Annotated in this window: 11 protein-coding genes; 8 read left to right on the top strand and 3 right to left on the bottom strand. The window is 63.3% G+C overall.

The window, feature by feature from the left end:
- The first annotated feature begins 158 nt into the window (after positions 1 to 158).
- The gene (locus tag GGI48_RS12720) at positions 159 to 2,591 is read left to right on the top strand and encodes a penicillin-binding protein 1A (protein WP_409565403.1); all 2,433 of its coding nucleotides are present in this window, start codon (positions 159 to 161) and stop codon (positions 2,589 to 2,591) included.
- Positions 2,592 to 2,729: 138 nt separating this feature from the next.
- Here GGI48_RS12720 and GGI48_RS12725 read toward each other — a convergent pair whose 3' ends face one another.
- From GGI48_RS12725 to rpmE, 3 genes are all read right to left on the bottom strand, one after another.
- A complete protein-coding gene (locus tag GGI48_RS12725; RefSeq protein ID WP_016962750.1) occupies positions 2,730 to 3,998 on the bottom strand; it encodes a malic enzyme-like NAD(P)-binding protein in 1,269 nt (422 codons plus the stop codon).
- A 187-nt stretch (positions 3,999 to 4,185) separates the two neighbouring features.
- Complete coding sequence (locus GGI48_RS12730; protein ID WP_179598578.1) at positions 4,186 to 4,965, bottom strand: thermonuclease family protein; 780 nt, start codon at positions 4,963 to 4,965, stop codon at positions 4,186 to 4,188.
- A gap of 41 nt (positions 4,966 to 5,006) precedes the next feature.
- On the bottom strand, positions 5,007 to 5,228 hold the full coding sequence (rpmE, locus tag GGI48_RS12735) for a 50S ribosomal protein L31 (RefSeq protein ID WP_016962748.1): 222 nt from the start codon (positions 5,226 to 5,228) through the stop codon (positions 5,007 to 5,009).
- A 298-nt stretch (positions 5,229 to 5,526) separates the two neighbouring features.
- Here rpmE and GGI48_RS12740 point away from each other — a divergent pair, with 298 nt between their 5' ends.
- The 7 genes from GGI48_RS12740 (at position 5,527) to phaC (ending at position 14,922) form a co-directional block, all read left to right on the top strand.
- Positions 5,527 to 7,746, top strand: coding sequence for a primosomal protein N' (locus GGI48_RS12740; protein WP_179598580.1), 2,220 nt, complete (start codon positions 5,527 to 5,529; stop codon positions 7,744 to 7,746).
- Between the two features lie 211 nt (positions 7,747 to 7,957).
- Entirely contained in the window at positions 7,958 to 9,694 is a 1,737-nt protein-coding gene (argS, locus tag GGI48_RS12745) for an arginine--tRNA ligase (protein WP_179598581.1), read from the top strand.
- 1 nt (position 9,695) lies between these two features.
- The gene (locus GGI48_RS12750; protein ID WP_179598583.1) at positions 9,696 to 10,403 is read left to right on the top strand and encodes an SPOR domain-containing protein; all 708 of its coding nucleotides are present in this window, start codon (positions 9,696 to 9,698) and stop codon (positions 10,401 to 10,403) included.
- A gap of 198 nt (positions 10,404 to 10,601) precedes the next feature.
- Positions 10,602 to 11,132 (top strand): ATP-dependent protease subunit HslV, encoded by a 531-nt coding sequence (gene hslV, locus GGI48_RS12755; RefSeq protein ID WP_003186641.1) that lies wholly within the window; start codon positions 10,602 to 10,604, stop codon positions 11,130 to 11,132.
- Between the two features lie 57 nt (positions 11,133 to 11,189).
- Complete coding sequence (gene hslU / locus GGI48_RS12760) at positions 11,190 to 12,527, top strand: ATP-dependent protease ATPase subunit HslU (protein WP_179598585.1); 1,338 nt, start codon at positions 11,190 to 11,192, stop codon at positions 12,525 to 12,527.
- A 79-nt stretch (positions 12,528 to 12,606) separates the two neighbouring features.
- Positions 12,607 to 12,984, top strand: coding sequence for a gamma-butyrobetaine hydroxylase-like domain-containing protein (locus tag GGI48_RS12765; protein ID WP_016962743.1), 378 nt, complete (start codon positions 12,607 to 12,609; stop codon positions 12,982 to 12,984).
- A 258-nt stretch (positions 12,985 to 13,242) separates the two neighbouring features.
- The gene (gene phaC / locus GGI48_RS12770; RefSeq protein ID WP_016962742.1) at positions 13,243 to 14,922 is read left to right on the top strand and encodes a class II poly(R)-hydroxyalkanoic acid synthase; all 1,680 of its coding nucleotides are present in this window, start codon (positions 13,243 to 13,245) and stop codon (positions 14,920 to 14,922) included.
- Positions 14,923 to 14,963: the final 41 nt, after the last annotated feature.

The following is a 14,963-nucleotide window of genomic DNA, read 5'->3' on the forward strand; positions in this document are numbered from 1 at the left end:
CCACACCTTGACAGACGGGCAAATGACGCTCTCGGCGGAAAATGCTTATAATGCCCAGCGTTTTTTTTCCGCTTTTCCTGCTGCGTGGGTCGGTCCCTGATTACCTTGAATGCCCTGACGCCTAATTCATTCCTTTCTCTGGAAATCCAAAAGCCTTGATTCGTCTGCTGAAGTTTTTCGGGTGGTCCATCGTCGCTGTGTTCTGCGGGCTGCTTCTCGCCCTCTCCGGTGCGTTTCTCTATCTTAGTCCCGGCCTTCCATCGGTTGAGGCCCTGAGAAGCATCCAGTTGCAGATTCCTCTGCGGGTGTACAGCAGCGACGGCAAGTTGATCGCAGAATTTGGCGAAATGCGCCGTACCCCCATACGTTTCGCCGAAATTCCGCCCAACTTCATCAATGCGTTACTAAGTGCTGAAGACGACAACTTCGCTAACCATTACGGAGTTGACCCCAGCAGCCTGATGCGCGCCGCGACCCAATTGGTCAAGAGCGGACACATCCAGTCCGGCGGCAGCACCATCACCATGCAGGTGGCGAAGAACTTCTTCCTCAGCAGCGAGCGCAGCTTCTCGCGCAAGACCACCGAGATTCTCCTGGCCCTGCAGATCGAGCGGCAGCTGACCAAGGACGAGATCCTCGAGCTGTACGTCAACAAGATCTACCTGGGCAACCGTGCCTACGGGATCGAGGCGGCAGCCCAGGTGTACTACGGCAGGTCCATTCGTGACGTGAGCCTGGCGCAGATGGCGATGATCGCCGGCCTGCCCAAGGCCCCTTCGCGCTTCAACCCGCTGGCCAATCCGGCGCGCAGCAAGGAGCGCCGCGACTGGATCCTCGGCCGCATGTACAAGCTGGGCAAGATCACCGAAGCGGCCTACACCGAAGCCATCAACGAGCCGCTGAACGCCAGCTACCACGTGCCGACACCGGAAGTGAACGCGCCCTACATCGCCGAAATGGCCCGCGCCGAGATGGTCGGCCGCTATGGCAGCGACGCTTACACCGAAGGTTTCCGCGTCACCACCACGGTGCCCAGCGACCTGCAGGAAATGGCCAATACCGCGGTCCAGGAAGGCCTGATGACCTACGACCAGCGCCATGGCTACCGCGGGCCGGAGTCGCGCCTGCCCGGCAAGACCCATGCCGCCTGGGCCACAGAGCTGACCAAGCAGCGGACCATCAGCAGCCTGGAACCGGCGATCGTGACCCAGGTCGAGAAGAATGGCATCCAGGTGCTGACCCGCAACGGCGAGGAACATGTGGCCTGGGAGAGCATGAAATGGGCCCGGCCGTTCCTCAACACCAACAGCATGGGCGCCGCGCCTCGCCAGCCGGCGGACGTGGCCCAGGTCGGCGACCTGATACGCGTGCAGCGCCAGGCGGACAATTCCCTGAAGTTCAGCCAGGTCCCGGTCGCCCAGGGCGCGCTGGTGACCCTGGACCCGCAAAACGGTGCGATCCGCGCCCTGGTCGGTGGTTTTGCCTTCGAACAGAGCAACTACAACCGCGCGATGCAAGCCAAGCGCCAGCCCGGCTCGAGCTTCAAGCCCTTCGTCTATAGCGCGGCCCTGGACAATGGCTACACCGCGGCCAGCCTGGTCAACGACGCACCGATCGTGTTCGTCGACGAATACCTGGACAAGGTCTGGCGGCCGAAGAACGACACAAACACCTTCCTCGGCCCGATTCGCATGCGCGAAGCGCTGTACAAGTCGCGCAACCTGGTGTCGATCCGCCTGCTGCAGAGCATGGGCGTGGACCACACCATCGACTACATCAGCAAGTTCGGCTTCAACAAGCAGGACCTGCCGCGCAACCTGTCCCTGGCCCTGGGCACCGCGACCCTGACCCCCATGGAGATCGCCACCGGATGGAGCACCTTTGCCAACGGCGGCTACAAGATCACCCCGTACATCATCGACAAGATCGAAAGCCGCAACGGCGAGTTGCTGTTCAGCGCCAACCCGCCCAGCGTTCCCACCGGGAACACCGCCAGCAGCGGCATCGCGGCGCCAGAGCACAGCTTCACGGTCAACACCGTGGCCGGCGAAAACCCGGTCCAGGCGCCGGTACAGACGCCTGCCGTCGCCGAACGGATCATCGACGGACGCACCACCTACATCCTCAACAGCATGCTCGAGGACGTGATCAAGCTGGGCACCGGCCGCCGAGCCCTGGCCCTGGGCCGTTCGGACCTGGCCGGCAAGACCGGTACCACCAACGAATCCAAGGACGCCTGGTTCTCCGGCTACAACGCCGACTACGTGACCACCGTCTGGACCGGTTTCGACCAGCCGGAAAGCCTCGGGCGTCGCGAATACGGTGGCACCGTGGCCCTGCCGATCTGGATGAACTTCATGGGCGCCGCCCTCAAGGGCAAGCCGCCGCACACCCAGGCCGAACCGGAAGGCATCCTCAGCCTGCGGGTCGACCCGGTCAGCGGCCGCGCCGCCGCCCCGGGCACGCCGAATGCCTACTTCGAGCTGTTCAAGAGCGAAGACACGCCACCCTCGGTCAACGAGCTGGGCAATGGCGTCGCCCCGGGCAGCCCGCTGCCGGCGGACGAAGCGGCGCCGATCGACCTCTTCTAAGAGCAGCGGCAAGCTGCAAGTGATCGGCGGCAGGCAAGAGCGCACCCCGCTCTTGCAGCTGGAAACTTGCAGCTAGCCGCCGATTGCCCGCCCATAAAAAAACCCGGCTCGATGGCCGGGTTTTTTTATGGGCGGCTGTTAGCCGTTGAACACGTCATCCACGCTTTTGAGCGGGTAGTTCTTCGGATACGGCAGGGTTGCCACGCCGGTCTCGATGGCGGCCTTGGCCACGGCATCGGAGATCACGGTGATCAGGCGGGCATCCATTGGCTTCGGAATGATGTACTCACGGCCGAATTCCAGCTTGATGCCGCCATAGGCGTCGCACACTTCCTGCGGCACTGGCAGCTTGGCCAGCTCACGCAGGGCGTTGGCCGCGGCGATCTTCATTTCTTCGTTGATGCGCTTGGCGCGAACGTCCAGGGCACCACGGAAGATGAACGGGAAGCCCAGCACGTTGTTCACCTGGTTCGGGTAGTCCGAACGACCGGTGGCCATGATCACGTCGTTACGGGTGGCGTGGGCCAGCTCGGGAGCGATTTCCGGATCCGGGTTCGAGCAGGCGAACACGATCGGGTTCGGCGCCATGGACTTCAGGCCTTCGGCGCTCAGCAGGTTCGGACCGGACAGGCCGACGAACACGTCGGCGCCTTGCAGGGCGTCGGCCAGAGTGCGCTTGTCGGTGGTGTGGGCAAACACCGCCTTGTACTGGTTCAGGTCGTCACGGCCAGCGTGGATAACGCCGGTACGGTCAACCATGAAGATGTTCTCGATCTGCGCGCCCATGCTCACCAGCAGTTTCATGCAGGAGATGGCGGCCGCACCGGCGCCCAGGCAGACGATCTTGGCGTCGGACAGGGTTTTGCCAGCGATTTCCAGGGCGTTGATCATGCCGGCGGCGGTCACGATCGCGGTGCCGTGCTGGTCATCGTGGAACACCGGAATGTCGCACTGCTCGATCAGAGCGCGTTCGATCTCAAAGCACTCGGGGGCCTTGATGTCTTCCAGGTTGATGCCACCGAAGGTGATGGAGATGCGCTTGACGGTGTCGATGAAAGCCTGCGGACTCTCGGAGTCGACTTCGATGTCGAATACATCGATGCCGGCGAAACGCTTGAACAGCACGCCCTTGCCTTCCATCACCGGCTTGGAGGCCAGTGGGCCGAGGTTACCCAGGCCGAGAATCGCGGTGCCATCGGAAATGACGGCAACCAGGTTGCCTTTGCCGGTGTACTTGTAGGCCAGTTCCGGATCGCGAGCGATTTCGCGTACCGGCTCGGCTACGCCGGGGCTGTAGGCCAGGGCCAGATCACGAGCGGTAGCAGTGGCCTTGGTGAGCTCGACACTCAGCTTTCCTGGACGAGGATTGGCATGATATTCGAGAGCGGCAGTTTTCAAATCAGACATGTGGGCATTCCGCTTTTTACTGTTGGACAGACGGACCGCCGAGGATACGCGTGTCGCATAGTCCCTACAAGACTGCCCAGTCACCCCTGTCAAGGCCCGTAGCGTACGACTTTGGGCCAAGAGCCACGGGGTACAAGGCTTTCAACTGTTCACAATCCATTTGAAAAATGTCTACAATTTTTCTTTATCAGAGAAGTCTGACCATGGAAACGTCGCTCAGCGACAACATCCAGTCCGCCCCGCCCGACCTGAAACCAGCCGAACGTGATCGTGCCACCACCCAGCCCCGGGCCTCGATGCGCCGCCCGGACAGCCCCTTGAGCCACCGACGATCGAAACGCCCCAGCACATTGGGTGCAATACGCAATACAACTGCACCACGCAATGTGATCCAAACCCCGCCACGATTGCGTTCGACCTTGCTCACACGCCCCTCGAGCAGGACAAAGCCCGAACGGCGGATCTGCTGCGCTTTCAGTACAGCTGGTCGTCGCCAGAGCCCCAGCCCCGCTCGGCGCGCATGGTTTTCCGCAGCCTGCTGACACGCGACCAGGGCGACGTTCGGCACGATGGCGATCTGATAGGCAAGCCCTTCGGCAATCAACCGGGCTTCGAGATTGGTCCCGCTGCCGTCATAGACATGGGCCAGCATCCGACCATGACGATCGCGCCGCTCACGCCCGGGCAGCAAGCCGACCCGCCCACCGCTCTGCGCCACCAGGCGCTGCAAACGTTGCCGCGCCGCCAGCGCGAACGGCTCGGCCGGACGCCCCCGGCTGGCCAGTTCCGGCGCATTGAGGCCGATCATCCGCACACTGCGACCATCCTTGAGACGCAGGGTATCGCCATCCACCACCCGCTGGACCGTTGCAGGAATCAGCCCCTCGGGCGCCGGGCAAAACGCCTGGGCGGTGGTCAGCCAAATCGCGCCCACAAAAAAGGCGCCCACTAGGGACGCCTTTTTCATCAGCGAGGAAAGTCGGTATCGGCTTTCCAGAACGATCAGCCTCAGGCCTTTTTCGTTGCGCCGAAAGCACCGAAGCGCGACTTGAACTTGTCGACACGACCGCCAACGTCCAGAGTCTTTTGCTTACCGGTGTAGAACGGGTGGCACTCGTTGCACACGTCCAGGCTCAGAGGCTTGGCCAGGGTGGAGCGAGTTTCGATGACGTTACCGCAGCTGCAGGTAGCGGTAACGGCTTCGTATACTGGATGGATATCGGCTTTCATGGTGTATTCCTCAGGCTAGCGTGCCGCCACCCAACACTATTGTTGAATACCGCACGAATTAGGGCGCGGATTCTACCAGACCGCATCAAACGCGCAAGAGATCCTGAGTACCCCCCATCAGAAAAAGCCAGCACAACCTTGACAGCCCAGGCTTTGCCAAGCACTGAACGGCGGCGCCTGCCCGGCCGCGAGAAAACCTTCGCAGAGCAGGAGGCACGCACGCTTATGCAGGACACCCCACGGCTCGTCTGTTAGGCTCCGGAGCCTATTTACCGTCCGCTCATCGAGATTGTCCCGCGTGCCCGACGCCATTCTGCGCCTCGCCCTGCCTTCGCCTCTGCGCCGCCTCTTCGACTACCGTGCCCCGGCCGGTGTGCTGCGCGCCCAGCTGCATCCGGGGATGCGCCTGCGAGTGCCCTTCGGCCGCCGGGAAATGATCGGCATCCTGGTGGAAGTGGCGGATCACAGCGAGGTTCCGGCAGAAAAGCTCAAGCCGGCCCTGGCCCTGCTGGACCCCACGCCACCGCTGCCCCCGGCCCTGTTCAAGCTGTGCCTGTGGACCGCCCAGTACTATCAGCACAGCCTCGGCGACACCCTGAGCTGGGCCTTGCCGGTGCTGCTGCGCCAGGGCGAGCTGGCCGAGGCCCGCCAGGAACGCTTCTGGTCGATAGCTCCCGGCGCCCGACTTGATGACCCGCGCATCGCCCGCGCCCCGCGCCAGCGCGAGGCGCTGGCCACCCTGGCCCAACACCCCCATGGCGTGCCCCACGCGCTGCTGAGCAAGCTGATGTTGAGCAAGGACAGCCTGGACCTGTTGCTGACCAAGGATCTGGTGCAAGTGGAAGTACGCAAGCACGCGCCGGGCGTGCGCCATGAACACTGGCTGGCCCAGCCCGAACTGCCGCTCAACAGCGAGCAGCGCGCCGCCTACGAAGCGATCCGCGCCGGGTTCGACAGCTACCACGCCTTTCTTCTGGCCGGGGTCACCGGCAGCGGCAAGACCGAGGTCTACCTGCAGTTGATCCGCGAAACCCTCGAAGCCGGCAAACAGGCCCTGGTGCTGATCCCGGAGATCAACCTGGGCCCGCAAACCCTGGCGCGCTTCGAGCAGCGTTTCAACGCCCGCATCGCCCTGCTGCACTCGGCGGTCAACGACCGCGAACGCCTGGACGCCTGGCTCGCCGCCCGGGATGGCGAGGCCGACATCATCATCGGCACCCGCTCGGCCTTGTTCACGCCGATGAAGAACCCCGGGCTGATCATCATCGACGAGGAGCACGACGGCTCCTATAAACAGCAGGAAGGCCTGCGCTACCACGCCCGCGACCTGGCCCTGGTGCGCGCCCGCCAGGAAAACATCCCCATCGTCCTCGGCTCGGCCACGCCGTCCCTGGAAAGCCTGCACAACGCCTACACCGGCCGCTACGGCCTGCTGCGCCTGAACGAACGGGCCGGCGGCGCCAAGCAACCACGCTTCCTGCGCCTGGATGTGAAGAGCCGTCCCCTGGACAGCGGCATTTCCGGTCCCATGCAGCAAGCCATCGGCCAGACCCTGGCCGCCGGGCAGCAAGTGCTGGTGTTCCTCAACCGCCGCGGTTTCGCCCCGACCTTGCTGTGCCACGACTGCGGCTGGATGTCCGAATGCCAGCGCTGCGACGCCCGCATGACCGTGCACCAGCGCTCCGGCGAGTTGCGCTGCCACCATTGCGGCCATGTCGAGCGGGTGCCCCGGCACTGCCCGCAATGCGGCAAGGTCGACCTGCGTCCCGTGGGCGCCGGCACCGAGCGCGCGGAAGAACGCCTGGGCATTCTGTTTCCCGACTACCCGGTGTTGCGGGTGGACCGCGACAGCACCTCGCGCAAGGACGCGATGAACCAGCTGTTCGCCGCCATCCAGAAAGGACATCCGTGCATCCTCGTGGGCACCCAGATGCTGGCCAAGGGTCACCACTTCCCCCGGGTCACCCTGGTGTCGATCCTCGACGCCGACGGCGGCCTGTTTTCCGGGGACTTCCGCGCCAGCGAGCGCATGGCGCAACTGATCGTCCAGGTCGCCGGGCGCGCCGGGCGTGCCGAAGAGCCCGGCAAGGTGATCATCCAGACTCACCTCGCCGACCACCCGCTGCTGGTGCAACTGACCGAACAGGGCTACTTCGCCTTTGCCGAACAGGCCCTGAGCGAGCGGCGCGCCGCTGGCCTGCCGCCCTTTGCCCACCTGGCCCTGCTGCGGGCCGAGGCGCACAAACCGGGGCAGGCCGAAGGTTTTCTCGATGAGGCCTGCAGCGAGGCCGAGCGCCTGCTGGCGGAACTGAACCTGGGGGGCATCGAGCTGCTGGGGCCGGTTCCGGCGCCGATGGAACGGCGCGCCGGGCGTTATCGCGCGCAGCTGCTGCTGCAAGCCAATGCCCGGGCACCGCTGCATCGGCTGCTGAGCAGCTGGCTGCTGGTGCTGGAGCAGATGCCCAGCGGACGCCAGGTCCGCTGGTCGCTGGATGTGGACCCGGTGGATTTGTATTGACCGATATCGCGTTTTCGCGGGCCAGCCCGCTCCTACAATGGGCAGCATCAGACCCGTAGGAGCGGGCTCGCCCGCGAACAGGACCGAATAGCCGCCACCGATCCCCCTGCAGCCCTCTATAGTTGGCAAGCCCGTTCCAGCAACGGATAATGCCCAGTTTTTCCACCCGCGCACCAACGCGCCGCCGCGCCAGCGGTCGAACGAGAAGACCATGAAAGACACCATTCGCCAGCTCATCCAGCAAGCCATCACCCAACTCGTCACCGAAGGTGTGTTGCCAGAAGGCCTGACGCCGGCGATCCAGGTCGAAAACACCCGCGACAAGACCCACGGCGACTTCGCCAGCAATATCGCCATGATGCTAGCCAAGCCCGCCGGCATGAAGCCCCGCGACCTGGCAGAAAAAATCATCGCCGCGCTGCCGGCCCATGAGGACCTGAGCAAGGCGGAAATCGCCGGCCCGGGCTTCATCAACTTCTTCCAGAACACCCAGGCCCTGGCCGCGCGCCTGGACGCCGCCCTTGGCGACGAGCACCTGGGCGTGCGCAAGGCCGGCCCGGTGCAGCGCACCGTGATCGACATGTCGGCGCCCAACCTGGCCAAGGAAATGCACGTTGGCCACCTGCGCTCCACCATCATCGGTGACGGCGTGGCGCGGGTCCTGGAGTTCCTCGGCGACACCGTGATCCGTCAGAACCACGTCGGCGACTGGGGCACCCAGTTCGGCATGCTGATGGCCTACCTGGAAGAAAACCCGATCATCAGCGACGAGCTGTCGGACCTGGAGAACTTCTACCGCGCCGCCAAGCAGCGCTTCGACGAGTCCGAAGCCTTTGCCGACCGCGCCCGCGGCCTGGTGGTCAAGCTGCAAGCCGGCGACCCGGACTGCCTGGAGCTGTGGACCAAGTTCAAGGACATCTCCCTGTCCCACTGCCAGAAGATCTACGAGCTGCTCAACGTCAAGCTGACCATGGCCGATGTCATGGGCGAGAGCGCCTACAACGATGACCTGATCAACGTGGTCAACGACCTCAAGGCCCAGGGCATGCTGGTGGAGAGCAACGGCGCCCAGTGCGTGTTCCTCGACGAGTTCAAGAATGCCGAAGGCGAGCCGCTGCCGGTGATCATCGTCAAGGCCGACGGCGGCTACCTGTACGCCACCACCGACCTGGCCGCCGTGCGCTACCGCAGTGGCAAGCTCAAGGCCGATCGCGCCCTGTACTTCGTCGACCAGCGCCAGGCCCTGCACTTCCAGCAAGTGTTCGCCGTGGCCCGCAAGGCCGGCTTCGTGACCCATCCGATGGAAATGGAGCACATGGGCTTCGGCACCATGAACGGCGCCGACGGCCGTCCGTTCAAGACCCGCGACGGCGGCACCGTGAAGCTCATCGACCTGCTCACCGAAGCCGAAGAACGCGCCTACGCCCTGGTCAAAGAGAAAAACCCGCAACTGCCGGAAGCCGATCTGCGCAGCATCGCCAAGGTGGTGGGCATCGACTCGGTGAAATACGCCGACCTGTCCAAGCACCGCACCAGCGACTACAGCTTCAACTTCGACCTGATGCTCAACTTCGAAGGCAACACCGCCCCTTACCTGCTGTACGCCTACACCCGCGCCGCCGGTGTGTTCCGCAAGCTGGGCAAGGACTTCAGCGAAGTCGGCGGGCAGATCGAACTGCACGCGGCCCAGGAGCTGGAACTGGCGGCCAAGCTGGCGCAGTTCGGCGAGATCCTCAACAACGTCGCCGACAAGGGCACGCCGCACATCCTCTGCACCTACCTGTATGACGTGGCCGGCCTGTTCTCCAGCTTCTACGAGAACTGCCCGATCCTGGCGGCCGAGACGCCGACGCAGATGCACAGCCGCCTGCGCCTCACCGAGCTGACCCGCCGTACCCTCAAGCAAGGTCTGGAACTGCTGGGCCTCAAAGTCCTGGAGCAAATGTAAGTTGGCTGCCAAGAAAAAACCCGCACCCAAGCGTGGCGCCAGCCGCTACCAGGCCCCGGCCAAGAAGCCGATTCCGGGCTGGTTGTGGCTGGCCATCGGCCTGACCATCGGTGCCTTCATCGTGTTCCTGATGAAGCTCGAACCGGGCAAGGGCGGCGACAGCGTCAAGCGCGAGAAGATCGAACAGCAGAAAGCCAGCAAGATCGCCGAGGCCAACAAGACCCCGCCGAGCCCGCAGCAACCGGTGAAGCCCAAGTACGACTTCTATACCCTGCTGCCGGAATCGGAGGTCATAGTGCCGCCGGAGGCCGTGCCGGAGAAAACCCTGCCGACGCCGCAAGTGCCGCCGGTGCCCACCACCCCGGTAACCCCGGCGGAAGCGGCGAAGATCGACACCGCCCGGGCCCAGGCGGCCCTGGCCGGCATCACCCCGCCACCGGCGCCACCGGTGGCCAAGGCGGCGCCTGTGACCAAGTTCTTCCTCCAGGCCGGCTCGTTCCGCAAGCAGGCCGATGCCGACAAGGTACGGGCGCAGATCATCCTGCTGGGCCAGTCGGTGGCGGTGGAATCCGGCACGGTGAAGGACGAAACCTGGTACCGGGTATTGGTCGGGCCGTTCAGCAACCGCGAACAGCTCACCGTGGCCCAGAAACAACTGTCCGGCGCCGGCTTCAGCAACCTGCTGTTACAACAGCGCCAGAGCCGCTGAGCCGACCGCTCCACGATGGATCGCGAACCAGCCCACTCCTGCACAACGCGCTGTAGGAGCGGGCTGGCCCGCGAAGCGCTTGCAGCTGGCAACAATGACCGCCGGTCCCCCGCCAAAGCCTCCAGTTGAAAAACGCTCAGCCACCCCCATATGAGTTTCCATCAGGGCACTTTCGCCCCGCTGTGTGGAGACTTCCCCTTGACCACCATCGTTTCAGTCCGCCGCCACGGCAAAGTCGTCATGGGCGGCGACGGCCAGGTTTCTCTCGGCAACACCGTGATGAAAGGCAACGCGAAAAAAGTCCGTCGCCTGTACCACGGCCAGGTGATTGCCGGTTTTGCCGGAGCCACCGCTGACGCCTTCACCCTGTTCGAACGTTTCGAAGGCCAGTTGGAGAAACATCAGGGTCACCTGGTGCGCGCCGCCGTCGAACTGGCCAAGGAATGGCGCACCGACCGCTCCCTCAGCCGCCTGGAGGCCATGCTGGCCGTGGCCAACAAGGACGCCTCCCTGATCATCACCGGCAACGGCGACGTGGTGGAGCCGGAGGACGGCCTGATCGCCATGGGTTCCGGTGGCGCCTACGCCCAGGCCGCGGCCAGCGCCCTGCTGAAGAAGACCGACTTGTCGGCTCGCGAAATCGTCGAGACGGCCCTGGGCATTGCCGGCGACATCTGCGTATTCACCAACCACACTCAAACCATCGAGGAGCAGGATCTCGCGGAATAAGCCTGTTGCGGCGCTCGCGCCACGGCATTCATTCTTGCTTGAGGACCGCCAATTACTATGTCCATGACACCCCGCGAAATCGTCCACGAACTCAACCGCCACATCATCGGCCAGGACGATGCCAAGCGCGCCGTCGCGATCGCCCTGCGCAACCGCTGGCGCCGGATGCAACTGCCGGCCGAACTGCGCGTTGAAGTGACGCCCAAGAACATCCTGATGATCGGCCCGACCGGTGTCGGCAAGACCGAAATCGCCCGCCGCCTGGCCAAGCTGGCCAATGCACCGTTCATCAAGGTCGAAGCCACCAAGTTCACCGAAGTCGGCTATGTCGGTCGCGACGTCGAATCGATCATTCGTGACCTGGCCGATGCGGCGATCAAGATGTTCCGCGAACAGGAAATGATCCGGGTTCGCCACCGCGCCGAAGACGCCGCCGAAGAGCGCATCCTCGACGCCCTGCTGCCACCGGCGCGCATGGGCTTCAACAGCGATGAAGCGCCGGCCCAGGACTCCAACACCCGCCAGCTGTTCCGCAAGCGCCTGCGCGAAGGTCAGCTGGACGACAAGGAAATCGAGATCGAAGTGGCGGAAGTCACCGGCGTCGACATCTCCGCGCCTCCGGGCATGGAAGAAATGACTAACCAGCTGCAGAACCTGTTCGCCAACATGGGCAAGGGCAAGCGCAAGAGCCGCAAGCTCAAGGTCAAGGAAGCGCTGAAGCTGGTGCGGGATGAAGAGGCCAGCCGCCTGGTCAACGACGAGGAGTTGAAGGCCAAGGCGCTGGAAGCCGTCGAGCAACACGGCATCGTGTTCATCGACGAAATCGACAAAGTGGCCAAGCGCGGCAACTCCGGCGGCGTCGATGTGTCCCGCGAAGGCGTGCAGCGCGACCTGCTGCCCCTGATCGAAGGCTGCACCGTCAACACCAAGCTGGGCATGGTCAAGACCGACCACATCCTGTTCATTGCCTCCGGTGCTTTCCACCTGAGCAAGCCCAGCGACCTGGTGCCGGAGCTGCAAGGGCGCCTGCCGATCCGCGTCGAACTCAAGGCCCTGTCGCCGGAAGACTTCGAGCGCATCCTCAGCGAGCCTCACGCGTCGCTGACCGAGCAATACCGTGAGCTGCTCAAGACCGAAGGCCTGAACATCGAGTTCCTGCCCGAGGGCATCAAGCGCCTGGCGGAGATTGCCTGGCAGGTCAACGAGAAGACCGAGAACATCGGTGCACGTCGCCTGCACACCCTGCTCGAGCGCCTGCTGGAAGAGGTGTCGTTCAGTGCCGGCGACCTGGCCAGCGCCCATAACGAAGAGCCGATCCGCATCGACGCGGCCTACGTCAACAGCCACCTGGGCGAATTGGCGCAGAACGAAGATCTGTCGCGCTACATCCTCTAAGAGACAAGCTCAAAGCCTCAAGCTGCAAGTTGATCGCGGTCATCTTGTAGCTTGCAGCTTGCAGCTTTAAGCTGCCTCCATGACTAAACTCCCCTCCGGCATCAACCTGCACAAAGCCTCGAAAACCCTGACCCTGACCTACGGGCCGGACGAGGTCTATCACCTGCCTGCGGAATTCCTGCGGGTGCATTCTCCCTCCGCCGAGGTCCAGGGCCACGGCAAGCCCATCCTGCAATTCGGCAAGCTCGGCGTCGGCCTGAGCAAGGTTGAACCGGCGGGCCAGTACGCACTGAAATTGACCTTCGACGATGGCCATGACAGCGGACTGTTCACCTGGGACTACCTGTACCAGTTGGCTTTGCGTCAGGACGAGCTGTGGAGCGATTATCTGGCAGAGCTCAAAGCGGCCGGAAAATCCCGCGATCCGAATGAGTCGATAATCAAGCTGATGCTCTAGCCCGAGCCTCCGGCTGTTTAGAGGGCATTTTCTAATTTCATCTGTTTGAATGCTGGGCTGCATGGCCAATGAATGGCCTGCTTGCGAAAAAAATTAAACTCGGGTAACCAATGGAACTGGCAAGTTCCCTGCAGAGTTCTCTGCACTTTTAAAGCAGCGGTACGCAATCAACGGTCACCCGAGCAGTAGTACCTGGCATCGTGCTGTGTGACTGCACAGCAGGTCCGGTACTCGTCTCAGGACAATGGAGCGTCGTAGATGAGTAACAAGAATATCGATGACCTGAAACGCCAAGCCTCGGAAAACACCCTGGGGCTCAATCCGGTCATCGGCTTGCGTAGAAAGGATCTGCTTACCTCTGCTCGAATGGTGCTCACCCAGGCCATCAAACAACCCATCCACAGCGTCAAGCATGTCGCCCATTTCGGCCTTGAGCTGAAGAACGTGCTATTTGGCAAGTCGACCCTGCAACCGGAGAGCGACGACCGTCGCTTCAACGATCCGGCCTGGAGCCAGAACCCGCTGTACAAACGCTATCTGCAAACCTACCTGGCGTGGCGCAAGGAGCTTCACGACTGGATCGGCGACAGCAACCTGTCCGACCAGGACATCAGCCGTGGTCATTTCGTGATCAACCTGATGACCGAGGCCATGGCGCCTACCAACAGCATGGCCAACCCCGCCGCGGTCAAGCGCTTCTTCGAAACCGGCGGCAAGAGCCTGCTGGACGGCCTGTCCCATCTGGCCAAGGACCTGGTGCAGAACGGCGGCATGCCCAGCCAGGTCAACATGGACGCCTTTGAAGTGGGCAAGAACCTCGGCACCAGCGAGGGCGCGGTGGTGTTCCGCAACGATGTGCTGGAGCTGATCCAGTACCGGCCGATCACCGAGCAGGTGTATGAGCGCCCGCTGCTGGTGGTGCCACCCCAGATCAACAAGTTCTACGTCTTCGACCTCAGCCCGGACAAGAGCCTGGCGCGCTTCTGCCTGCGCAACAACGTGCAGACCTTCATTGTCAGCTGGCGCAACCCCACCAAGGCACAACGGGAATGGGGCCTGTCGACCTACATCGAGGCCCTGAAGGAGGCGGTCGACGTGGTCACCGCGATCACTGGCAGCAAGGATGTGAACATGCTCGGGGCCTGCTCCGGCGGCATCACCTGCACCGCGCTGCTGGGCCACTACGCCGCGCTCGGGGAAAAGAAGGTCAATGCCCTGACCCTGCTGGTCAGCGTGCTCGACACCACCCTGGATACCCAGGTGGCGCTGTTCGTCGACGAGCAGACCCTGGAAGCGGCCAAGCGCCACTCCTACCAGGCCGGCGTGCTCGAAGGTCGCGACATGGCCAAGGTATTTGCCTGGATGCGCCCCAACGACCTGATCTGGAACTACTGGGTCAACAACTACCTGCTGGGCAACGAACCACCGGTGTTCGACATCCTGTTCTGGAACAACGACACCACCCGCCTGCCCGCGGCGTTCCACGGCGATTTGATCGAGATGTTCAAGAACAACCCGCTGGTGCGCCCCAATGCACTGGAAGTGTGCGGCACGCCCATCGACCTGAAACAGGTGACCGCCGATATCTTTTCCCTGGCCGGCACCAACGATCACATCACCCCGTGGAAGTCCTGCTACAAGTCGGCGCAACTGTTTGGCGGCAACGTGGAGTTCGTGCTGTCCAGCAGCGGGCATATCCAGAGCATCCTGAATCCGCCGGGCAACCCCAAGGCGCGCTACATGACCAGCACCGAGATCCCGGTCTGCCCCGATCAATGGCAGGAAAACTCGATCAAGCACACCGACTCCTGGTGGCTGTACTGGCAAGCCTGGCAGGCAGAGCGTTCCGGCGAGCTGAAAGCGGCCCCCAGCACGCTGGGCAACAAAAAGTACGCCGCCGCCGAAGCCGCACCGGGGACCTACGTCCACGAGCGCTGAGTCAAGGCATTGAACGATGCGGCGCCAGGAGGCGTCGCCAA

Source organism: Pseudomonas protegens (assembly GCF_013407925.2).
In the GTDB taxonomy this organism is placed as follows: domain Bacteria; phylum Pseudomonadota; class Gammaproteobacteria; order Pseudomonadales; family Pseudomonadaceae; genus Aquipseudomonas; species Aquipseudomonas fluorescens_AP.